Annotated in this window: 20 protein-coding genes; 12 read left to right on the top strand and 8 right to left on the bottom strand. The window is 67.4% G+C overall.

Translation table 11 applies throughout. The features are described from left to right. Positions 1–330: 330 nt before the first annotated feature. Both QMZ26_RS11955 and QMZ26_RS11960 read right to left on the bottom strand, forming a co-directional pair. Complete coding sequence (locus QMZ26_RS11955; protein WP_283221568.1) at positions 331–1,155, bottom strand: helix-turn-helix transcriptional regulator; 825 nt, start codon at positions 1,153–1,155, stop codon at positions 331–333. Further along, the gene (locus tag QMZ26_RS11960; RefSeq protein ID WP_079223312.1) at positions 1,152–1,856 is read right to left on the bottom strand and encodes a VIT family protein; all 705 of its coding nucleotides are present in this window, start codon (positions 1,854–1,856) and stop codon (positions 1,152–1,154) included. The genes QMZ26_RS11955 and QMZ26_RS11960 overlap by 4 nt, the downstream gene beginning before the upstream one ends. 151 nt (positions 1,857–2,007) lie before the next feature. Between QMZ26_RS11960 and QMZ26_RS11965 the strand changes: the two genes are divergently transcribed. After that, a complete protein-coding gene (locus tag QMZ26_RS11965; RefSeq protein ID WP_108747357.1) occupies positions 2,008–3,372 on the top strand; it encodes a glutamate--cysteine ligase in 1,365 nt (454 codons plus the stop codon). Positions 3,373–3,420: 48 nt separating this feature from the next. Then, positions 3,421–3,828 carry a hypothetical protein gene (locus QMZ26_RS11970; RefSeq protein ID WP_283221569.1) on the top strand — a complete coding sequence of 136 codons (408 nt, stop codon included), beginning with the start codon at positions 3,421–3,423 and terminating at the stop codon, positions 3,826–3,828. 87 nt (positions 3,829–3,915) lie between these two features. On the opposite strand, the gene QMZ26_RS11975 is transcribed toward QMZ26_RS11970, so the two are convergent. Continuing rightward, positions 3,916–4,968 (bottom strand): NAD(P)-dependent alcohol dehydrogenase, encoded by a 1,053-nt coding sequence (locus QMZ26_RS11975; protein WP_108769985.1) that lies wholly within the window; start codon positions 4,966–4,968, stop codon positions 3,916–3,918. A gap of 107 nt (positions 4,969–5,075) precedes the next feature. Here QMZ26_RS11975 and QMZ26_RS11980 point away from each other — a divergent pair, with 107 nt between their 5' ends. Beyond that, positions 5,076–5,960 (top strand): LysR family transcriptional regulator, encoded by an 885-nt coding sequence (locus QMZ26_RS11980; protein WP_283221570.1) that lies wholly within the window; start codon positions 5,076–5,078, stop codon positions 5,958–5,960. Between the two features lie 169 nt (positions 5,961–6,129). Here QMZ26_RS11980 and QMZ26_RS11985 read toward each other — a convergent pair whose 3' ends face one another. Continuing rightward, positions 6,130–6,546, bottom strand: a complete 417-nt coding sequence (locus QMZ26_RS11985; protein WP_283221571.1) for a VOC family protein — start codon at positions 6,544–6,546, stop codon at positions 6,130–6,132. Between the two features lie 115 nt (positions 6,547–6,661). Here QMZ26_RS11985 and QMZ26_RS11990 point away from each other — a divergent pair, with 115 nt between their 5' ends. Then, on the top strand, positions 6,662–7,339 hold the full coding sequence (locus tag QMZ26_RS11990; protein WP_283221572.1) for an SMI1/KNR4 family protein: 678 nt from the start codon (positions 6,662–6,664) through the stop codon (positions 7,337–7,339). A gap of 49 nt (positions 7,340–7,388) precedes the next feature. On the opposite strand, the gene QMZ26_RS11995 is transcribed toward QMZ26_RS11990, so the two are convergent. Further along, entirely contained in the window at positions 7,389–8,492 is a 1,104-nt protein-coding gene (locus tag QMZ26_RS11995) for an alkene reductase (protein ID WP_283221573.1), read from the bottom strand. Between the two features lie 128 nt (positions 8,493–8,620). Between QMZ26_RS11995 and QMZ26_RS12000 the strand changes: the two genes are divergently transcribed. The 5 genes from QMZ26_RS12000 (at position 8,621) to fghA (ending at position 13,083) form a co-directional block, all read left to right on the top strand. Continuing rightward, positions 8,621–9,529, top strand: coding sequence for a LysR family transcriptional regulator (locus QMZ26_RS12000; RefSeq protein ID WP_283221574.1), 909 nt, complete (start codon positions 8,621–8,623; stop codon positions 9,527–9,529). Between the two features lie 458 nt (positions 9,530–9,987). Further along, complete coding sequence (locus QMZ26_RS12005; RefSeq protein WP_200732101.1) at positions 9,988–10,557, top strand: hypothetical protein; 570 nt, start codon at positions 9,988–9,990, stop codon at positions 10,555–10,557. A gap of 203 nt (positions 10,558–10,760) precedes the next feature. After that, complete coding sequence (locus QMZ26_RS12010) at positions 10,761–11,036, top strand: metal/formaldehyde-sensitive transcriptional repressor (RefSeq protein WP_079223297.1); 276 nt, start codon at positions 10,761–10,763, stop codon at positions 11,034–11,036. A 58-nt stretch (positions 11,037–11,094) separates the two neighbouring features. Beyond that, complete coding sequence (locus QMZ26_RS12015; protein ID WP_283221575.1) at positions 11,095–12,204, top strand: S-(hydroxymethyl)glutathione dehydrogenase/class III alcohol dehydrogenase; 1,110 nt, start codon at positions 11,095–11,097, stop codon at positions 12,202–12,204. A gap of 48 nt (positions 12,205–12,252) precedes the next feature. After that, positions 12,253–13,083: an S-formylglutathione hydrolase gene (fghA, locus tag QMZ26_RS12020; protein WP_283221576.1), complete on the top strand. Its 831-nt coding sequence runs from the start codon at positions 12,253–12,255 to the stop codon at positions 13,081–13,083. A 162-nt stretch (positions 13,084–13,245) separates the two neighbouring features. Here fghA and QMZ26_RS12025 read toward each other — a convergent pair whose 3' ends face one another. After that, complete coding sequence (locus tag QMZ26_RS12025) at positions 13,246–14,109, bottom strand: PA4780 family RIO1-like protein kinase (RefSeq protein WP_283221577.1); 864 nt, start codon at positions 14,107–14,109, stop codon at positions 13,246–13,248. A gap of 183 nt (positions 14,110–14,292) precedes the next feature. Here QMZ26_RS12025 and QMZ26_RS12030 point away from each other — a divergent pair, with 183 nt between their 5' ends. Then, positions 14,293–15,738: a GGDEF domain-containing protein gene (locus tag QMZ26_RS12030; RefSeq protein ID WP_283221578.1), complete on the top strand. Its 1,446-nt coding sequence runs from the start codon at positions 14,293–14,295 to the stop codon at positions 15,736–15,738. Positions 15,739–15,799: 61 nt separating this feature from the next. Here the strand turns inward: QMZ26_RS12030 and QMZ26_RS12035 are convergent, their stop codons facing one another. After that, entirely contained in the window at positions 15,800–16,147 is a 348-nt protein-coding gene (locus QMZ26_RS12035; RefSeq protein ID WP_200732106.1) for a hypothetical protein, read from the bottom strand. Positions 16,148–16,216: 69 nt separating this feature from the next. Continuing rightward, complete coding sequence (locus QMZ26_RS12040; RefSeq protein ID WP_283221579.1) at positions 16,217–16,657, bottom strand: universal stress protein; 441 nt, start codon at positions 16,655–16,657, stop codon at positions 16,217–16,219. 141 nt (positions 16,658–16,798) lie between these two features. Here QMZ26_RS12040 and QMZ26_RS12045 point away from each other — a divergent pair, with 141 nt between their 5' ends. Continuing rightward, positions 16,799–17,707 (top strand): LysR family transcriptional regulator, encoded by a 909-nt coding sequence (locus tag QMZ26_RS12045; protein ID WP_079223289.1) that lies wholly within the window; start codon positions 16,799–16,801, stop codon positions 17,705–17,707. A gap of 267 nt (positions 17,708–17,974) precedes the next feature. Continuing rightward, positions 17,975–19,489: an MFS transporter gene (locus QMZ26_RS12050; protein WP_345782672.1), complete on the top strand. Its 1,515-nt coding sequence runs from the start codon at positions 17,975–17,977 to the stop codon at positions 19,487–19,489.

Raw genomic sequence — 19,489 nt, forward strand, 5'->3', positions numbered from 1 at the left:
TGATTCATTCGATGTCTGACAGATGTTTCGACCAAGGTCGACACCTACCAACCGCCTGTGGCAGTAGATCCACGCCATGCGTGGATGATTCATTCGATATCTGACAGATGTGCCGACCAACGGTCGGCACCCACCAACAGCGCGCGGAAACTGTCAGAGGTGGGGCGGTGTGGGTGGGCAGGACCGTTGGCGCCATGGATGGGTTTACGGCGTGTCCTGACCACCCACACCGCCCCGCCATCCCACGGAATGCCGCTCCGGCTTTTGACGTTGACGTTGCTTTGGCCTGTAGCAGGTGCAGGGCTGCAAGCCCTGCCAGACAACCCCACCCTAGATGTCTGTCGGAGCCAACCCGTACCGCTCGGCGAAGCGCTTGCTGAAACTCGCCGCCGATCGATACCCCGCGCGTGCGGCCACCGTCTTCAGTGGCAGGTCCGTCGTGTACAGCAGCGTCATGCCATGTGCCAGCCGCGCTTCGGTCAGCAACTGCCGCAGGCTGGTGCGCTCGGCCGCCAGGCGACGGCGCAGGGTCGCGCCGCTCAGCGCGAACTGGTCTTCAACGTCGCGCGACTGCCAGTCCCGCGCTGGCTCGGCCGCGATGCGGTCGCGGATCTGTTCGCCCAGGCTCGGTGCCTGCGGCAGCAGCAGGTTGCCGTGGCCCTGCCGGCACCACGCCAGTACCAGCTCGGCCAGGGCCAGCCGTGCGTCGCTGTAGTGCCCATCCTGCAGCGCCTGGCGCCAGCGCCGCAGCACCGTGCCGTGGTCGTCCAGGCGTGGCTGCGCGATCGCATCGCCAGCGGCCGGCAACGCTTCGCTCCACAACGTGCGCGCCGCGCCCAGCACTTCCGCACACAACGGCACGATGGCACTGAGGTAACGGCCGGTGCCCGCATCGGGCGTGTTGACCACATCGATCCGGCAGCGCTGGGTGAACAACAGCATGTCGCCGGCGTGTGCGGTCAGCGACTGGTGCGCCGTGCGTACCTGCTTGCTGCCTTCCAGCAGGATGACGAAATGCGGTTGCGGAATGTCCACCGAGCTGGCGCCGTGTTCGCGGCGCGCGGTGATGCAGGCATAGCCTTCGGCGCGGTCGCAGCCGGCCAGGCTGGCCATCTCCGCCAGCAGGGCGACGGCCGGTGGCAGCATCGCGGTCATGACAGGTGGGCTCCCAGCAGTCTGCCAATGCCGGCGGCGGCGGCCATCGCCAGCGCGCCCCAGAACATCACCCGCACGGCACCGCGCACCGGCGGCGCACCACCGGCACGGGCGGCCATCGCGCCGGTCAGGCACAGGCCGAGCAGGGTGCTGGCAGTGGTAGCCACGGTGACCTGCGCCGCGCTGGAGAACAGGGCGGTCAGCACCGGCAGCGCGGCGCCGCAGGTGAAGGCACCGGCCGAGGCGAGGGCGGCCTGCAGCGGGCGCGCGCGCAGGGTGTCGGTAATGCCGAGTTCGTCGCGCGCGTGCGCGCCCAGCGCGTCATGTGCGGTCAGCTGTTCGGCCACCTGCCGGGCCAGTGTCGGCTCCAGGCCCCGATGGCGGTAGATCGCGGTCAGCTCGTCCAGTTCGCTGTGCGGGTCTTCGTGCAGTTCGCGCATTTCCACGGCCAGGTCGGCCGCTTCGGTGTCGGCCTGGGTCTGCACCGACACGTATTCGCCGGCGGCCATCGACATGGCACCGGCAACGGTGCCGGCCACGCCGGTGGCCAGGATCGTGCTGGCCGAGGCACCGCTGGCGGCCACGCCCACCACCAGGCCGGCCACCGAGACGATGCCGTCATTGGCTCCCAGTACGGCCGCGCGCAGCCAGCCCACGCGATCGGCGCGGTGCAGTTCCGGGTGTCGTGAATGGCGGCTCATGGCCTGAGTGTACGGGGGTCAAGAGGTCGTCGGTAGGATGCTGAAACCCGTCACCGTCGCATGCTGCGAAGGGCCACCACGCTATAGTGCGCCCTTGCGATGGAAGGCCCCCAGCCCCACATCCCCTGCCACTGTCCAGCGAGTCCTCCCCTTGTCGAGCCCCAGCCACGTCGCCGATACGCCCATTACCGACCGCTCGGAGCTGGTCGAGGTGCTTGCCTCCGGCGAAAAGCCCCGTGCGCAGTGGCGCATCGGTACCGAGCACGAGAAGTTCGGGTTCCGCCTGGACGACCTGCGCCCGCCGACCTTCGAAGGCGAGCGTGGCATCGAAGCCCTGCTCAACGGCCTGACCCGCTTCGGCTGGGAGCCGGTGCAGGAGAACGGCAACACCATCGCACTGCTGCGTGACAACGCCTCGGTGACGCTGGAGCCGGCCGGCCAGCTGGAACTGTCCGGCGCGGCGCTGGAGACCATCCACCAGACCTGCGTGGAAACCGGCACCCACTTGAATGAAGTGGCACAGGTGGCCGGCGAACTGCAGCTGGGCTTCCTCGGCATGGGCTTCCAGCCGAAGTGGCGCCGCGATGAAATGCCGTGGATGCCCAAGGGCCGCTACAAGATCATGCGTTCGTACATGCCCAAGGTCGGTTCGCTGGGCCTGGACATGATGACCCGCACGTCCACTGTGCAGGTGAACCTGGATTACGCCACCGAAGCGGACATGGTGAAGAAGTTCCGCGTGTCGCTGGCGCTGCAGCCGATCGCCACCGCGCTGTTCGCCGATTCGCCGTTCACCGAAGGCAAGCCGAACGGCTACCTGAGCTACCGCTCGCACATCTGGACCGACACCGACGCCGACCGCACCGGCATGCTCGACTTCGTGTTCGAGGATGGCTTTGGCTACGAGCGCTATGTCGATTACCTGCTCGACGTGCCGATGTACTTCTCCTACCGCGATGGCATCTACCACGACGCCAGCGGGCAGAGCTTCCGTGATTTCATGCAGGGCAAGCTGCCGGTGCTGCCCGGTGCGCTGCCGACGCTGCGCGACTGGTCGGACCACATGACCACCGCCTTCCCGGAAGTGCGCCTGAAGAAGTACCTGGAAATGCGCGGTGCCGACGGTGGCCCGTGGAGCCGGCTGTGTGCGCTGCCGGCGTTCTGGGTGGGCCTGCTGTACGACGACACCGCGCTGGATGCTGCCTGGGACCTGGTGCGTGATTTCAGCCTGGCCGAGCGCCACGCGCTGCGCGACGGTGTGCCGAAGCATGCCATGGGCCTGCCGTTCCGCAACGGCACCGTGCGCGACCTGGCCCGTGAAGCGGTGAAGATTTCCGTGGAAGGCCTCAAGCGCCGCGCCGCGCGCAATGCCGATGGCCAGGACGAAAGCAAGTTCCTGGACGTGCTGCAGGAAATCGTCGAGTCGGGCCTGACCCCGGCCGAGCGCAAGCTGGCGCTGTTCCATGGCCGCTGGCATGGCGACGTGGACCCGGTGTTCCGCGAGTTTGCCTATTGATCGCGTTGCGTGGCCGCCGGGCATGGCCCGGCGCTACCGGCCCTTGCCATGAGCCAGTTCATCTTGTTCGAGCAGAATCCTGCCGCAGAGGGAACAGGGCGGGATGAAATGGCGTCAGCGCGGAACAGTGACTTCCTGGTTGGGGTTGCCGACCTCTACTTCCCTGGGGCGGAACAGGTAGTCAGTTGCGCCGCAGTTGCCGGGGATGCCAGTGATCTGATCAACGACGTCTACCTGCGCATCAGATCCAACTCGGATGTGGAAGGCTCGCGTATCGCCCGGCTGGTGAAGCGTGCGTTCGAGATGAACATCGGGTTCGTGCTCTGGGCTGGATCGGACTACAGGGATCTGCCCGCCATAGGGTCCTATGCGGACTTTCTGCGGGCGCTGGCGGAGCAGGCTGAGCAACAGCCCGTTGACGTCTTCATGAAATGCATTCCGCATCGTGTCGGTTGATTTGACTGGCCTGACCGTGTCAGCCGGCTGTGCGCCATGAAAAAACCCCGGCATTGCCGGGGTTTTTTCGTTCCATGACTGCGGCGATCAGGCCTTGATGGTGGCCATGTCGATCACGAAGCGGTAGCGCACATCGTTCTTCGCCATGCGCTCCCAGGCCTGGTTCACGTCCTTGATGTTGATCACTTCAACATCGCTGACGATGCCGTGCTCGGCACAGAAGTCCATCATTTCCTGGGTTTCGGCCATGCCGCCGATCGCAGAGCCGGTGACGTGCTTGCGGCCGAAGATGACCGTGCCGCCCATCAGCGGCGGGTCCAGCTCGGTGATGACGCCGACCAGGCACATGGTGGCATCGCGCTTGAGCAGGCTCATGTACGGGTTGGTGTCGTGGCTGACCGGCACCGTGTTGAGCAGGAAGTCGAAGCTGTTGGCGTGGGCCTTCATCTGCTCGGCGTCGCGCGAGACCAGTACTTCGTCGGCGCCCAGGCGCTTGGCGTCGGCACCCTTTTCCGGGGTGGTGGTGATCATCACCACGGTGGCGCCCATCGCCTTGGCGAACTTCACGCCCATGTGGCCGAGGCCACCCAGGCCGATCACGCCCACCTTCTGGCCCGGGCCGACCTTCCAGTGGCGCAGCGGCGAGTAGGTGGTGATGCCGGCGCACAGCAGCGGTGCGGCCGCCTTCAGGTCCAGCTTCTCGGACACCTTTACCACGAAGCGCTGCTCGACCACGATGTGGTCGGAGTAGCCGCCCATGGTCAGCTCGCCGGTGTTGCGGTCGTGGCTGTTGTAGGTGTAGGTCGGGCCCTTTTCGCAGTACTGCTCCAGGTCGTGGTCGCAGGCATCGCAATGGCGGCAGGAATCGACCATGCAGCCAACGCCGGCGAAATCGCCGACCTTCAGGGTGGTGACGGACGGGCCGACTTCGACCACGCGGCCGATGATCTCGTGGCCGGGCACCATCGGGTATTCGGCGCCGCCCCAATCGTCGCGGGCCTGGTGCAGGTCGGAATGGCAGATGCCGCTGTACAGCACTTCGATGCGGATGTCGTTGGCGCCAACGGCGCGGCGTTCGAAGGTGAAGGGCTCAAGCGGGGCGGTGTTGGTGCGTACCGCATAACCATGGGCGAGGGACATGGGGAATCCTTGGCGGGGTTTGTCGAAAGGCGCTTTACAATACGCCCCTCATAACGGCCTACAAAGCCCGGATATCGGCATGATTCATCAAGGCAGACTGCACAATCATGGCCACTGACAATCTTTCGCACCTGGCCGCCTTCGCCGCGGTGGCGCGCCATCGCAGCTTCCGCAAGGCCGGCGGCGAGCTGACCCTGTCGACCTCGGCGGTGAGCTATGCGATCCGCGCGCTGGAAGAGCGGCTGGGCGTGGGCCTGTTCCACCGCACCACCCGCAGCGTGGCCCTGACCGAGGCTGGGCAGCGCCTGCTGGACCGGCTGCAGCCGGCGCTGGGCCAGGTGCATGACGCGCTGGAAGAAATGAACCAGTTCAGGGACAGCCCGACCGGCCTGCTGCGCATCAACGCGGCCCGCTCGGCGGTGCCGAACCAGCTTGGCCCGCGGCTGACCCGCTTCCTGCGCGCGCACCCGGACGTGCGCCTGGAGTTGACCGAGAACGACGGGCTGGTGGACATCGTGGCCGAAGGTTTTGATGCCGGCGTGCGCCTGCACGAGTTCGTGCCCGAGGACATGGTGGCGGTGCCGTTGGGGCGGGCGCTGCACGGCATGATCGTGGCCTCGCCTGAGTACCTGCGCCAGCACCCGGCGCCGCAGCATCCGCGCGACCTGCTGCAGCACGAATGCATCCGCTTCCGCTTCGCCAGCGGGCACCTGTACAAGTGGCAGTTCGACCGTGATGGGCAGTCGCTGGAAATCGATGTGCGCGGGCGGCTGACGCTGAGCGAGCAGACCACCATCATCCGCGCGGTGCTCGATGGGTTCGGCCTGGCCTACGTGCTGGAAGATGCCGCGCGCCCGCACCTCGAGGCCGGGACGATGGTGGCGGTGCTGCAGGACTGGAGCGAACCGTTTCCCGGCTTCGTGCTGTATTACCCGAAGCAGCGGCAGATGGCGTCGGCGCTGCGTGCGTTCGTGGACATGCTGCGGGAGTGATGCGACGGCATCCACGCATGGCGTGGATCTACCGGGTGCGCGCATCCACGCATGGCGTGGATCTACTGGCGCACGCGCATCCGCGCATGGCGTGGATCTACTGGGTGCGCGCATCCACGCCCTGCGGTGATGCAGTAGATCCACGCCATGCGTGGATGGCAGGCCCCGATCATTCCACCAACGCGTCATACCCCAACCCGACGAACTGGATCAGGCAGAACCCATGCCCGAACGGATCGGCCAGCACCGCCAGCCGTCCCCAGCGACGCTCGCTCACCGGCAGTTCGATCACCGCGCCTGCAGCCACCGCGCGTGACAGCGCGACGTTGATGTCTTCCACCACCCAATCCAGGTGCACTGGCGTCCAGTGCCGCTCGAAATCGCGCACGTCGCCCTCATCGGTAGCCACGCTGCCCTCGTCGCTCTGCAGCAGGTACAGCGGGGTGGGGCCGCCGAGCAGTTCCAGCGCGCCCGCCCCCAGGCGGCGGCCGGCATGCAGGCCGAACGCTGCAACGTAGAACGCTTCGGCAGCGGCCAGGTCGGGCACATCGATGTTGACGATGAAGGTGCGGGCGGGGGAGTCCATGGCAGGGGTCTGCGGAGGCCGGTTGCACGCAGTCTAGACCTGCTGGAGCAGGCTGCGGGTTCATCTGCCGGGTGAATTCAGGCAAGGTAGGTGGCTCCCCATGAAAAGGACATCCATGAGCAGATTGACCGACATCGAACAGGCGACCGGCCAGGCATTCCCGCCGCTGTTCCAGCAGCTGCATGACGCAGGTCGGTTGAGCTGGGGTGGCAGCCATCCGCAGTGGTCCGAAACGGTGTTCCCCACGCTGCAGGACGACCCGCCGGTGCTGCTGTATGCGCAGGAATACGAGCCGCTGGAGCACGACGAGCTGCTGGAGGCGTGGCAGGAGCTCACGGCCGAGGATCACTACAATCCCCTGCGCGCGGACCTGCAGCTGCTGCCGTTCGCACGCACCGGGGCAGGTGACAGCTACTGCTTCTGGACCAATGCCCCCGGCTTTGACGAGCCGCCGGTCGTGCTGGTGTGGCATGACGATGATCGTGCCGATGTTCTGGCCGCCAACTACCAGGACTTCGTGTTCCGCAAGATGGTTGAAGCGGTGGCCGAATATGAGCGGCCGTACTCGCTGCTGTCGCATGGCGAGCTGGCCGTGAACCTGCAGCGCTGGTTGCAGAACCACCAGCCGGTTCTGCGCGCCGACCAGTACGCGGCAGTGGCGGCGCTGTTCGCGCGCGAGGGCGAAATTGCTGAAGGCGATATCACCGATGACGACGTGCAGGCGCTGGTACAGCAGGTGATCGGCTTCCCGCGGCTGGACGAGTCGTTCGCCTACGTGCGCGAGGACGCTTGAAGGCATGGGGTCAGATCCGCGCCTGGCGCGGCTCTGACCCCATGCCCGGTCAGCCCGCGACCGGGTAATCCAGATACCCTTCGCGGCCGCCGCCGTAGTAGGTATCGCGATCGGGGGTGGCCAGTGCGATGTCCTGCTGCAGCCGCGCGACCAGGTCCGGGTTGGAAATGAAGGGCTGGCCGAAGGCGGCGATATCGATGGTGCCTTCATCGACCAGGCGCAGCGCGTACTCACGGGTCATGCCGCCGGCCAGCAGCACCGTGCCGCCGTAGGCCTGCTTGAAGGCCTTCAGGAACGCCTCGCCGATGGCGCGCTCGCCATGCAGGTAGTTGTCATTCAGATGCACGTAGGCCAGCCCACGCTTGCCCAGTTCTTCGGCCAGGTACAGGTAGCTGGCCTCGTTTTCTGCATAGGCCGGCATGTCGAAGACCTGGCTGTTCGGCGCCAGGCGCACGCCGACGCGGTGCGCGCCGATGCGCGCGGCCATCGCATCCACGGTGTCCAGGATCAGCCGTGCGCGGTTGCGCAGCGACCCGCCGTACAGATCCTGCCGATCGTTGGTGAGCGGGTTGAGGAACTGCTCGAACAGGTAGCCATTGGCAGCATGCAGTTCGATGCCATCGAAGCCGGCGGCGATGGCATTCTCCGCGCCGCGCACGAAGTCGCTGACGATGCCCGGCACTTCCTCGGTGCGCAGGGCGCGCGGCGGGGTCGGGTCGACGCGGCCGCGGCTGCCATCGTCCAGGTACACGAACGCGAAGTACCTCGGATCGCTGCCCACCGCACGCGTACCGGCGCTGACCGGCTGGCCGCCGTCGGGCTGCAGCGAACTGTGCGACATGCGGCCGACGTGCCACAGCTGGGCGAAAATGGTGCCCTGCGCCGCGTGCACGGCGTCGGTCACCAGCTTCCAGCCCGCCACCTGTGCGTCCGACCAGATGCCGGGCACATCGACGTAGCCCTGGCCCTGCGGCGACACCGGCGTGCCTTCACTGATGATCAGGCCGGCACTGGCGCGCTGCTGGTAATACTCGGCGGTCAGCGCGTTGGCCACGGCGCCGGGGTTGCGCGCGCGGGTCATCGGCGCCATTGCGATGCGGTTGTGCAGCGGGGTTCCCGCCAGGTCGAAGGGGCGGAACAGCAGGTCGGTCATCTCGGTCATCTCGGTGTGGGGGAGGGCGCCCGCGGCGCCATGCACACAGGATGGAGTTGACATCGAGGCACATAAAGAGCTTCGATTTCCCATTTGGCGGGACATTATGTCCCCAATGGAGGCTGCAGATGCTGCCCGTGGAATCCCTGAACGGACTGGTGACCTTCGTCACCACGGCCCGTGCCAGCACCTTCACCGAAGCGGCCGAGGCGCTGGGCATCTCGCGCTCGGCGGTGGGCAAGGCCATCGCGCGGCTGGAGGCGCGGCTGGGCGTCCGCCTGTTCCATCGCACCACCCGGCGCATCTCGCTGACCACCGACGGCGAGGCCTACTACGCCTCGTGCGCAGCCGCGCTGGATGAGATCTCCGCCGCCGAGGCCTGCCTGGGCTCGGCCGCGCACCTGCCCAGCGGGCGCCTGCGCATCGACATGCCCTCGTCGTTCGGCCGCCTGGTGGTGATGCCGGTGCTGCTCAAGCTCTGCCAGCAGTACCCGGACCTGCAGCTGACGGTGACCTTCACCGACCACTTCGTCGACCCGATCGAGGAGGGCATCGATCTGCTGATCCGCTTTGGCGGCCTGCAGCAGGCCGAGCACCTGGTGGCGCGCCGGCTGGGCAGCCAGCGCCTGGTCACCTGTGCGGCGCCGTCCTACCTGCAGGCGCACGGCGTGCCGCGCAACGTGGACGAGCTGCGCCAGCACCGCAGCATCGTCGGCTACCGCCATGGCCAGCCGATGGCATGGCGGATCGGCCCGGACGGGGAGGGCTGCACCTTCATTCCCTCGGCCACCCACCAGCTCAACGATGGCGACGCGGTGATCGACGGTGCCATTGCCGGGCTCGGCATCTGCCAGATGCCGGTCTCGCTGGTGCGGCGGCACCTGCAGTCCGGCGCGCTGCAGTCGGTGTTGGACGACTGCATGCAGCGGCACATCGAGATCCACGCGCTGTGGCCACCCACCCGCCACCTGCGGCCGAAGGTGCGCTACGTGGTGGATGAGCTGACCCGGCTGGCGGAAGAAGGTCGGTTCGATTGAGCACACGGCATCACTAGTTCACGATCCGCGCGGACGTATATTCGCCGTCCTGTAGCGCTTGAAGTACCTCAGTCAGGAGCGCAATCAGGTTGCGCCCATGGGGCGGTGACGAAGTAGGCCGCCAAGCTGTCGATGGCCGGTGCAATGTCGTCTCGCCACGGCGGGCGCTGCGTTCGATCAGCAAACGACCCGGCGAGATGGGCCGGTGGCATCGAGAGGCCAGCCGATAGACGCTGTTTCCCTGATCGGCTGGAAAGGCTGGAGACCTGATGCGGGCACTGGTAGGCACGGCGCCCGGACGGAGGGCATGGGGACTTTCGCCATGTTGATGGGCGCAGGGGCGTCTTCCAGAATCCGATCAACCCCCGGGTGCTGTGCAGCCAGCCACAGCGCGCAGGGCCACGCTGGAACAGCGATGAGCCACGGGCCGGGTGCGTGCAACCGACAAGGAGGACAGCATGGAAAGACATGAATTCGAGGTGCGGCTGGATCGCCTGGAGCGCCGGGCACGTCGTGGGCATTTGCTAGCGGTGTCGATGTTCGTACTGGGTGCGTCGCTGGCGTTGGTCGGCACCAGCATGGCGACGCCCGATGCGGGCGTGGCGAAGGAGCTTCGGACCTACAAGTTGACAGTGCTCGACAGCGAGGGGCGCACGCGGGTGCAGATTGCCGAGGACGCCAGTAACATCGGCCGCAACTCGCGCGCGACCGGCATGACGATCTATGACGCAAAGGGGGATGAGCGCGGTGGCATTGGCACCATGGCAGATGGCAGTGCGGTGATGGCGCTGGATGCGCCGGTGGGCGTGGGCTACAAGGTGCGCGACCGTGCCGGCATGAGGGTTGCCGCCGACGGAACGGCGTTGATCACTGCTTTGTCCAACGAGGGCAGTTTTGCGGCCAGCCTGATCGCACAGGGCAGCCAGGGGCGGCTTGAGCTGAGCCGCAAGGACGCCACCGAGGGCGAGATCAGCACCCGCGTGCTGACCTTCGATAACGACGCCACAAAGGTCCAGAAGGCGCCGTAATGCAGTGGCCGCCTGCGTGGTAGATGCGCGAGCCGGTAACCGCCATGCGATCGAGCTCTGCGGGCTTCTTGTTGCTGGCGGGCAGAGTAACATCTGAATCTATTTATGATTCGCTAATGTTCTTGGCTGCGAAAGGTCCTGCCGTGTGCAGGACCGGCTGGGTATGTATACTATCCCCCAGTATAGTTCCGCAGGTGGCCGCCATGCCGCATTCCCCCGAAGAGAAGAAGAAGGTCCTGGCCCGCGTGCGCCGCATCCGCGGCCAGTGCGATGCGCTGGACCGCGCGCTGGAGGCGGGCGCCGACTGCGGGCCGGTGCTGCAGCAGATCGCCGCCATCCGTGGCGCGGTCAACGGGCTGATGTCCGAGGTGATGGAAGCCCACCTGCGCGAGGAATTCGGCCAGCCAGCCACTTCCGACGAACAACGCGCCGAACGCGTGCGCGAGATGAGCGGGCTGATCCGCTCGTACCTGAAATAAACAACGGCGCAACATAGCGCCGCCCATCCTGTTACTGCCTGTCTTTGGAGAGTCCGCCATGAAATCCCGTGCCGCCGTCGCCTTTGGTCCCGGCCAGCCGCTGCAGATCGTCGAGATCGACGTCGCCCCGCCGAAGGCTGGCGAAGTGCTGGTCAAGATCACCCACACCGGTGTCTGCCACACCGATGCGTTCACCCTGTCCGGCGATGACCCGGAAGGCCTGTTCCCGGTGGTGCTGGGCCATGAAGGCGCCGGCATCGTGGTGGAAGTGGGCGAGGGCGTGACCAGCGTCAAGCCGGGCGACCACGTGATTCCGCTGTACACCGCCGAGTGCGGCGAATGCCTGTTCTGCAAGAGCGGCAAGACCAACCTGTGCGTGTCGGTGCGCGCCACCCAGGGCAAGGGCGTGATGCCCGACGGCACCAGCCGCTTCAGCTACAACGGCGAGCCGATCTACCACTACATGGGCTGCTCGACCTTCAGCGAGTACACCGTGGTGGCCGAAGTCTCGCTGGCCAAGATCAACCCGGACGCGAACCCGGAACACGTCTGCCTGCTCGGCTGCGGCGTCACCACCGGCATCGGTGCGGTGCACAACACCGCCAAGGTGCAGGAAGGCGACAGCGTGGCCGTGTTCGGTCTCGGCGGCATCGGCCTGGCGGTCATCCAGGGTGCGCGCCAGGCCAAGGCCGGCCGCATCATCGCCGTGGACACCAACCCGTCCAAGTTCGAGCTGGCCCGTGAATTCGGCGCCACCGACTGCATCAACCCGAAGGACTTCGACAAGCCGATCCAGCAGGTCATCGTTGAAATGACCGCCTGGGGCGTGGACCACAGCTTCGAGTGCATCGGCAACACCAGCGTGATGCGTGCGGCGCTGGAATGCGCGCACCGTGGCTGGGGCCAGAGCGTGGTGATCGGCGTGGCCGGTGCCGGCCAGGAGATCTCCACCCGTCCGTTCCAGCTGGTCACCGGCCGCAAGTGGATGGGCACCGCCTTCGGCGGCGTGAAGGGCCGCAGCCAGCTGCCGGGCATGGTGGAAGACGCGATGAAGGGCGATATCGAGCTGGCCCCGTTCGTGACCCACACCATGGACCTGGACAAGATCAACGAAGCCTTCGACCTGATGCATGAAGGCAAGTCGATCCGCTCGGTCGTCCACTTCTGAATCACGCCAGGCGGCAGGCCGCGTGCCTGCCGCCGCTGGGAGCACTCCATGGAACGCATCGAACACCGCGCCTGTTTTGGCGGCTGGCAGGACGTCTACCGCCATCACTCGACCACCCTGGGCTGCGACATGCAGTTCGCCGTGTACCTGCCGCCGCAGGCCGCCACGCAGACGCTGCCGGTGCTGTACTGGCTGAGCGGGCTGACCTGCACCGAGCAGAACGTCATCACCAAGGCCGGCGCGCAACGCTACGCCGCTGAGCATGGCGTCATCCTGGTGGCGCCGGACACCAGCCCGCGCGGCGATGACGTGGCCGATGCCGATGGCTATGACCTGGGCAAGGGCGCCGGTTTCTACCTCAACGCCACCGAACAGCCCTGGGCGAAGCACTACCGCATGCACGACTATGTGGTGCAGGAGCTGCCGGCGCTGATCGAAGCGAACTTCCCGGCCAGCGATGCGCGCGCGATCAGCGGCCATTCGATGGGTGGGCATGGTGCGCTGGTGCTGGCGCTGCGCAACCCGGGGCGCTACCGCAGCGTGTCGGCGTTCTCGCCGATCGTCGCGCCCAGCCAGGTGCCGTGGGGCCAGAAGGCCTTCACCGCCTACCTGGGCAACAACCCGGCCGACTGGGCGCAGTGGGATGCCACCGCGCTGGTGGCCGATGCCAGCGAGCGCCTGCCGCTGCTGGTCGACCAGAGCGATGCGGATGAGTTCCTGCAGAACCAGTTGCAGCCCGAACGCCTGCAGCAGGCCTGCGAGGCCGTCGGCCACCCGCTGACCCTGCGCCTGCAGCCGGGCTATGACCACAGCTATTACTTCATCGCCAGCTTCATCGGCGAGCACATCGCCCACCACGCCCGCGCGCTGCACGCCTGAGTTGTAGAGCCGAGCCCATGCTCGGCTGGCCTTCGGTAGAGTCGAGCTTGCTCGACTGGGCAGCAGAGCAGCCGAGCGTGGGCTCGGCTCTACGGAAGCAGCAGCCGAGCGTTGGCTCGGCTCTACGGAAGCAGGCGGCCCGCCGCCACGCATGGCGTGGCGCTACCTGTCGTCGTCTTCTTCCGCTGCTTCACGGCCCTGCTGGCGGATCAGGGCTTCCTCGCGCGCATCGTTGATGGCGTGGCGCACGCTGTCCAGGTCGATGGTGGATTCATCGTGCACGAAGGTGCCGGTCAGCTCGCTGTCCGGCAGCAGGTTGCCCGCCTCGAACAGCGCCCACATTTCCTCGCCATACCAAGTGTCCAGCAGTTCGGGGGCGAAACGGCCCAGGTAGGCGGTGAGGTTGTTGACGTCCCGCAGCAGCATGCTGCGCGCGGCGTTGTTGCCACCGGCACTGACCACCTGGGGGAAATCGATCACCACCGGGCCATCGGGACCGACCAGCACGTTGTACGGCGACAGGTCGCCATGGATCAGGCCGCAGCACAGCATGCGCACCACCTGGCGGACCAGGATCTGGTGGAACTGGCGGGCCTGTTCTGGCTCCAGCACCACCTCGCCCAGGCGGGCGGCGGAGAAACCGTCGGCATCGGTGACCAGCTCCATCACCAGCACGCCGTGGAAGTAGCCGTACGGCTCGGGCACACGCACGCCGGCATCGCGCAACAGGTACAGCGCGTCCACCTCGGTGTTCTTCCAGGCCGTTTCCTGCTGCTTGCGGCCGTACTTGCTGGCCTTGCCCACCGCACGCGCCTCGCGGCTGCCGCGCACCTTGCGGCCTTCCTGGTACTGCACGCGCTGCTGGAAGCTGCGCTGGGCCATGTCCTTGTAGACCTTGGCGCAGCGCACGTCGTCGCCGCTGCGTACCACGTACACGGCCGCTTCCTTGCCGCTCTTGAGCGGGCGAAGCACTTCATCGATCACGCCGTCGTCGATCAGCGCACGCAGTCCTTCAGGAGTTTTCACGGGGTCTCGGGGCGGCCGGCGCGGAGGCGCTTGCTGGGATGGGGAGGGATTTTCGCATTTACAGGTCGCGGCTGCCCAGCGGGAGTCGCCGGGCGGATCCGCCTTTTCCAAAGCGGATCACGCCGCAGCAGGCGTGTGCTGCGGTATGGTGCGCGCATACGGCCTTGCGGATGGGGGTAGTGCATGCCGGTAGTGCTGGCGCTGCTGTACCTGTTTTGCCACGGGTTGGTCGTGGCGTTCTGGCCTAGGACGGCCGGTGGCGGTTCGTTTGGCTTCCTGACCGCGGCCCCCTTGCTGGCCGCAGCCGCCTGCCTGTGGCGGGCGCAACGTGACCGGGCGGCGCTGGGGTGGCGTGCCACCGCGCTGGCCCTGCTGCTCTGGGCCGGCGGCATGGGTTTCAACATGCTCGATGCGCTCAGCGCCGGTCGGGCCAACATCACCCCCAGCGTGAGCCTGCTGCTGTATGTGCTGTATGGCGTGCCGCTGGTGTTCATCCTCGCCCGGGCCCGGCGCGAGCGCTGGACCATCAGCCTCATCGACGGCCTGATGGCCGCCCTGCTGGGGGTGCTGTTCTTCGTGCACACGCAGTCCTTCGCCGACCGCATCGACGTCGACGTGCGCGCGCTGGCCAACATGCAGCACATGTTCGACATCCAGAACCTGTGCATCGCCGCCTTCGCCGTGGTGCGCTGGCTGGCCGGCGATGTGCCGGAGCGGCGGGTGTTCTTCCGTGCGCTGGCCCTGTACGCGCTGGGCTACCTGCTGGTGGCGTTCTACATCAACCATTACACCGCCGAGCAGTCCTTCGGCGCCTACAACGATCTGCTGATCGACATGCCGTTCCTGCTGCTGGCCCTGCTTGCACTGCGTCAGGCGCCGGCCCGGGGCGTGGTGCTGCACCCGCGGCTGTCGCGGCTGGTGCAGGCGGGTGGGCCGATGATCCTGCCTTTGCTGCTGCTGGTGGTCGGCACGTTGGTGGTGGACCACGCGCGGCCGCTGGCGCTGGCTGGGTTCGTAGTGGCCACGCTGGGCTTCAGCCTGCGCAGCACCCTGCTGCAGATCGATCTGCTGGAACGCCAGGCCGGGCTGGACCAGCTGGCGCGGCAGGATGGCCTGACCGGCGTTGCCAACCGGCGCCAGTTCGACACGGTGCTGCAGGCCGAGTGGAACCGCGCCCGCCGCAGCGGCACCGAGCTGGCCCTGCTGCTGGTGGATATCGACCACTTCAAGGCGTTCAACGACCAGCACGGCCACCCGGCCGGCGACCGATGCCTGCGCGCCGTGGCGGCCGTGCTGCAGGCCACCGCGGGGCGCGCGGCCGACAGCGTGGCGCGCTATGGCGGCGAGGAATTCGCGGTGATCGTGCCGGGCAGTCCGCTGTCGGGCGTACTGGCGCTGGCCGAGCGGCTGCGCCTGGCAGTGGAAGCGTTGAGCCTGCCCGAAGGCCCGGTCAGCATCAGCATCGGCGTGGCTTACCTGCACCCGCCGGCCACGGCCAGCGCCGACCAGCTGCTGGCCGACGCCGATGCCGGGCTGTACGCCGCCAAGCGTGCCGGCCGCAACCAGGTGACCCTGCACGCCCGGGTGCTGGACGATGAGAGTGGCGAAGAAGGCGTGATCGACTGCTGAGGCGTTGCCGGCCTGGCGGTCAGACAGGCCTGGCAACGACGCCGGGTCTGTGCGTGGCGTGTCAGTCGGCCGTGAGAGTGATCTCGGCAATCTTGACGTCGTTTGCATCCCGCGCCAGCGCGATGATCTCCGCAGCGGTCATGCCGTTCACATCATCCTTGATGGGCACGATCGACGGATCCGGTTTGCCGACGAGATCGTAAGCGCTCTTCACGCCGCGCATGTTGAGCTTGAGCATCGCGACGGCCAGCACCGCCTGTTCGGCAGGAGGCAGGGCATCGATCATGGCCGCGAAGCTGCTGCTGGCCGCTTCATCACTGCTCGCGTCGATGCGCGGCACTTCCTTGGCGATGGCGCTGCCGGCACACATTGCCAGCAGCAGGCCGGTACAGATCAGGGTCTTGCGCATGACAGCTCCTTGTCTCGGTTGATTGGACCACAATAGCGGCCCGGCACCGTGCGGGCAACGTGGGCGATGTCAGCCGCCGCGCGTCTCCACCAGCACCGGGCACGGCGCGTGGTCCAGCGTCCACTGCGCCACCGAGCTGTCGAGCAGGCGTTGCAGCCGTGACAGGTGGCGATGGCCGATCACGATCAGGTCGGCCTCCAGCTCGCGCGCCTGGGTGCTGATCACTTCGGCGGGATCGCCTGCCGTCAGCAGCGGGCGGGCATCGATGCCACGCTCGCGCAGCTGTGCGATGGCGTCCTGCAGCAGGCCCTCGGCCTTCGCCTGCTGGCGCGCCGCGGCGGGGTATTCGCGGCGGTCGGCGTCGCCGGCATCGGTGGGCAGGGCAAACTCCGGGTCGATCACGCAGAGCAGGTGGATGCGGCTGCGCGGCCCGGCAACGTGGGTGACCAGGTCCAGCAGGGCGTCGTGCTGGGGGCCGCCATCGAGGGCGACCAGCAGGGTGGTGAACATGGGGAGGCTCCTTGGCAGGCGGTGATGGTCGCCCATGCCGCGCCGCGCACCCATGCCGTGCGGCGCAGGCAATACCTGCATGGGATGCAATCGACTTTGGCCAAGGGTGTCGTAGAGTCATTCCATCTGCTGGAGACTGCCATGCCCTTGCCTGACCTGAACCTGCTGCTCGCCCTGGATGTCCTGCTGGACGAAGGCAGCGTCGCCGGTGCGGCACGCCGGATGAACCTCAGCGCCCCGGCCATGAGCCGTACCCTCGGGCGGATCCGCGAGGCGCTGGGCGATCCGGTGCTGGTGCGGGCCGGCCGCGGGCTGGCGCCGACCCCACGCGCGCTGGAGCTGCGCGAGCAGGTGCGCGATGTAATCGAGCAGGCGCACCGGGTGTTCCATGATGGCCGCGAAGTGGACATCCAGACCCTGGAGCACACCTTCAGCATCCGCGCCAACGATGTGTTCATCGGCAGCTACGGCGGCCGCCTGCGCGAGGTGTTCCGCCAGCAGGCGCCACGCTGCACGCTGCGCTTCATGCCTGAAGGCGATACCGACGATGATGCGATGGTGCAGGGCCGGATCGACCTGTTCATCAGCACCGCCGGCAAGCATGCACCGGAGACCAAGGTGCAGAACCTGTTCACCACGGCGCTGCTGGGCGCGGCCCGCGAGGATCATCCGTTGTTCGACGGGGACATCACCGCCGAGCGTTTCGCCGCCTGCGACCACATCGCCGTCTCGCGGCGGGGCATCGCCCATGGTCCGATCGATGATGAGCTGGCGCAGATGGGCCTGGCCCGACGGGTGGCGATGGTGATCCCCACCTTCCATGGCGCGATCTTCGCAGCGGCCGCGTCGGACCTGGTGCTGCCGCAGATGCCGAGCGTCATGCTCGATCGCATCGCTTACATGGGGCTGCCGCTGCGCATGTTCCCGCTGCCGGTATCGGTACGCACGGTTGCCCTGGTGCAGGCCTGGCACCCGCGCATGGACAACGACCCGGCACACCGCTGGCTGCGCCGCGCGATCAAGGCGATGTGCGACGCTGACGCCGTGTAGAGCCTGAAGGCGTGCCGACCAACGGTCGGCACCTACCAGAATCCTGTGCCGACCAACGGTCGGCACCTACCAGCCTCGTGTGCCGACCAACGGTCGGCACCTACCAGAATCGGCATCCGCCCGGATACGTGCGTCCCACGCACGGGTGGCATCGCACCCACGCCATTTTCCGCAGCAGTGGGCCTGCCTAGACTGCGCTCCCCACAGTCACCGAGCGCACGCCATGTCGCTTCACCTGCCGTGCGCTGCACGGATCGGCCGGCACCGATGAGCGCGGTCGCCTTGCCCCGGGCTTCCGCCGCGCCCTCTGCCCCCGCCTTCGACCGCCGCATTGTGGTCGGCCTGTGCGGCGTGCTGCTGGTGGTGCTGGTGTCGGGCTTCAACGAGAACATCACCAAGGTCGCGCTGGCCGACATCCGCGGCGCGATGGGCTTCAGCGTCGATGACGGCAGCTGGATCATCAGCGTGTACAGCGCGATGTCGGTCAGCGCGATGGCATTCGCGCCGTGGTGTGCGGTGACGTTCTCGCTGCGCCGCTTCGCCCTGGTGATGATTGCCGCCTTCATGCTGCTGGGCGTGCTGTGCCCGCTGGCACCGGACCTGCCGACCTTCCTGCTGCTGCGCGCGCTGCAGGGCCTGGCCGGTGGCGCGCTGCCGCCGCTGCTGATGAGCGTGGCGCTGCGCTTCCTGCCGCCGGGCATCAAGCTGTACGGCCTTGCCGGCTATGCACTGACCGCCACCTTCGGCCCAAGCATGGGCACGCCGCTGGCCGCGCTGTGGGTCGAGCACGCGGGCTGGCAGTTCGCGTTCTGGCAGATCGTGCCGTTCTGCGTGGCTGGCATGGCGATGGTCGGCTGGGGCCTGCCGCAGGACCCACTGCGGCTGGAGCGTTTTGCCCAGTTCAACGGCGTGGGCCTGGCCCTGGGGCTGCCCGCGCTGGTGATGCTGGTGCTGGGCCTGACCCAGGGCGCGCGCCTGAACTGGTTCGATTCACCGCTGATCACGGTGCTGCTGGGCGGTGGCGGCGGCCTGCTGGTGCTGTTCTTCATCAACGAATGGTTCCGCCCGCTGCCGTTCTTCAAGCTGCAGTTGCTGGCCCATCGCAATCTCAGCTATTCGCTGGTGACCTGCGTGGGCGTGCTGTTCGTGCTGCTGGCCGTCATTTCCATTCCCTCCGGCTACCTGGCCAGCGTGCAGGGTTACCGCCCGCTGCAGACCGCGCCGATGCTGCTGTGGGTGGCGCTGCCGCAGGTCATTGCGCTGCCGCTGGTGGCCACCCTGATGAACCAGCGTGCGGTGGATTGCCGCTGGGTGCAGGCGGCAGGGCTGTTGCTGCTGGCCGCGGCCTGCTTCCTCGGCGCGCACCTGGACGTGCAGTGGAACCGCGACAATTTCCTGTGGGTGCAACTGCTGCAGGTGGTGGCACAGCCGATGGCGGTGCTGCCGTTGCTGCTGCTGGCCACCACCGGCCTTGCGCCGCAGGACGGCCCCTATGCCTCGGCCTGGTTCAACACCGTCAAGGGCTTTTCCGCAGTGTTCGCCGGCGGCGTGCTCGACGCGGTCGGGCAGTCGCGCCGCCACCTCCATTCCACCGCGCTGGTGGACCACCTCGGCAACCAGCCGTGGCTGCCGGCCAGCGCCGATCTGCCCGCCCGCCTGCACGCCCAGGTACAGGCGCTGACCTCGGCCGACCTGTACTGGCTGGTCGCGCTGGTGGCCCTGGGCTGCCTGCCGCTGCTGCCGTGGGCGACCCGCGTCCATCCGCCACGTGCCGTGGCCTGA

The sequence above is a fragment of the Stenotrophomonas sp. PFBMAA-4 genome (assembly GCF_030053215.1).
In the GTDB taxonomy this organism is placed as follows: Bacteria; Pseudomonadota; Gammaproteobacteria; order Xanthomonadales; family Xanthomonadaceae; genus Stenotrophomonas.

What these genes read in the sequence shown, in the direction of transcription:
- QMZ26_RS11960 (WP_079223312.1), bottom strand. Translation starts at nt 1,856, where the DNA reads ATGAGCCGCCATTCACGACACCCGGAACTGCACCGCGCCGATCGCGTG.
- QMZ26_RS12050 (WP_345782672.1), top strand. Translation starts at nt 17,975, where the DNA reads ATGAGCGCGGTCGCCTTGCCCCGGGCTTCCGCCGCGCCCTCTGCCCCC.
- QMZ26_RS11980 (WP_283221570.1), top strand. Translation starts at nt 5,076, where the DNA reads ATGGCCACTGACAATCTTTCGCACCTGGCCGCCTTCGCCGCGGTGGCG.
- fghA (WP_283221576.1), top strand. Translation starts at nt 12,253, where the DNA reads ATGGAACGCATCGAACACCGCGCCTGTTTTGGCGGCTGGCAGGACGTC.
- QMZ26_RS11995 (WP_283221573.1), bottom strand. Translation starts at nt 8,492, where the DNA reads ATGACCGACCTGCTGTTCCGCCCCTTCGACCTGGCGGGAACCCCGCTG.
- QMZ26_RS12045 (WP_079223289.1), top strand. Translation starts at nt 16,799, where the DNA reads ATGCCCTTGCCTGACCTGAACCTGCTGCTCGCCCTGGATGTCCTGCTG.
- QMZ26_RS11990 (WP_283221572.1), top strand. Translation starts at nt 6,662, where the DNA reads ATGAGCAGATTGACCGACATCGAACAGGCGACCGGCCAGGCATTCCCG.
- QMZ26_RS12040 (WP_283221579.1), bottom strand. Translation starts at nt 16,657, where the DNA reads ATGTTCACCACCCTGCTGGTCGCCCTCGATGGCGGCCCCCAGCACGAC.
- QMZ26_RS12010 (WP_079223297.1), top strand. Translation starts at nt 10,761, where the DNA reads ATGCCGCATTCCCCCGAAGAGAAGAAGAAGGTCCTGGCCCGCGTGCGC.
- QMZ26_RS12005 (WP_200732101.1), top strand. Translation starts at nt 9,988, where the DNA reads ATGGAAAGACATGAATTCGAGGTGCGGCTGGATCGCCTGGAGCGCCGG.
- QMZ26_RS11975 (WP_108769985.1), bottom strand. Translation starts at nt 4,968, where the DNA reads ATGTCCCTCGCCCATGGTTATGCGGTACGCACCAACACCGCCCCGCTT.
- QMZ26_RS12035 (WP_200732106.1), bottom strand. Translation starts at nt 16,147, where the DNA reads ATGCGCAAGACCCTGATCTGTACCGGCCTGCTGCTGGCAATGTGTGCC.
- QMZ26_RS12015 (WP_283221575.1), top strand. Translation starts at nt 11,095, where the DNA reads ATGAAATCCCGTGCCGCCGTCGCCTTTGGTCCCGGCCAGCCGCTGCAG.
- QMZ26_RS12000 (WP_283221574.1), top strand. Translation starts at nt 8,621, where the DNA reads ATGCTGCCCGTGGAATCCCTGAACGGACTGGTGACCTTCGTCACCACG.
- QMZ26_RS11970 (WP_283221569.1), top strand. Translation starts at nt 3,421, where the DNA reads ATGAGCCAGTTCATCTTGTTCGAGCAGAATCCTGCCGCAGAGGGAACA.
- QMZ26_RS11985 (WP_283221571.1), bottom strand. Translation starts at nt 6,546, where the DNA reads ATGGACTCCCCCGCCCGCACCTTCATCGTCAACATCGATGTGCCCGAC.
- QMZ26_RS11955 (WP_283221568.1), bottom strand. Translation starts at nt 1,155, where the DNA reads ATGACCGCGATGCTGCCACCGGCCGTCGCCCTGCTGGCGGAGATGGCC.
- QMZ26_RS12030 (WP_283221578.1), top strand. Translation starts at nt 14,293, where the DNA reads ATGCCGGTAGTGCTGGCGCTGCTGTACCTGTTTTGCCACGGGTTGGTC.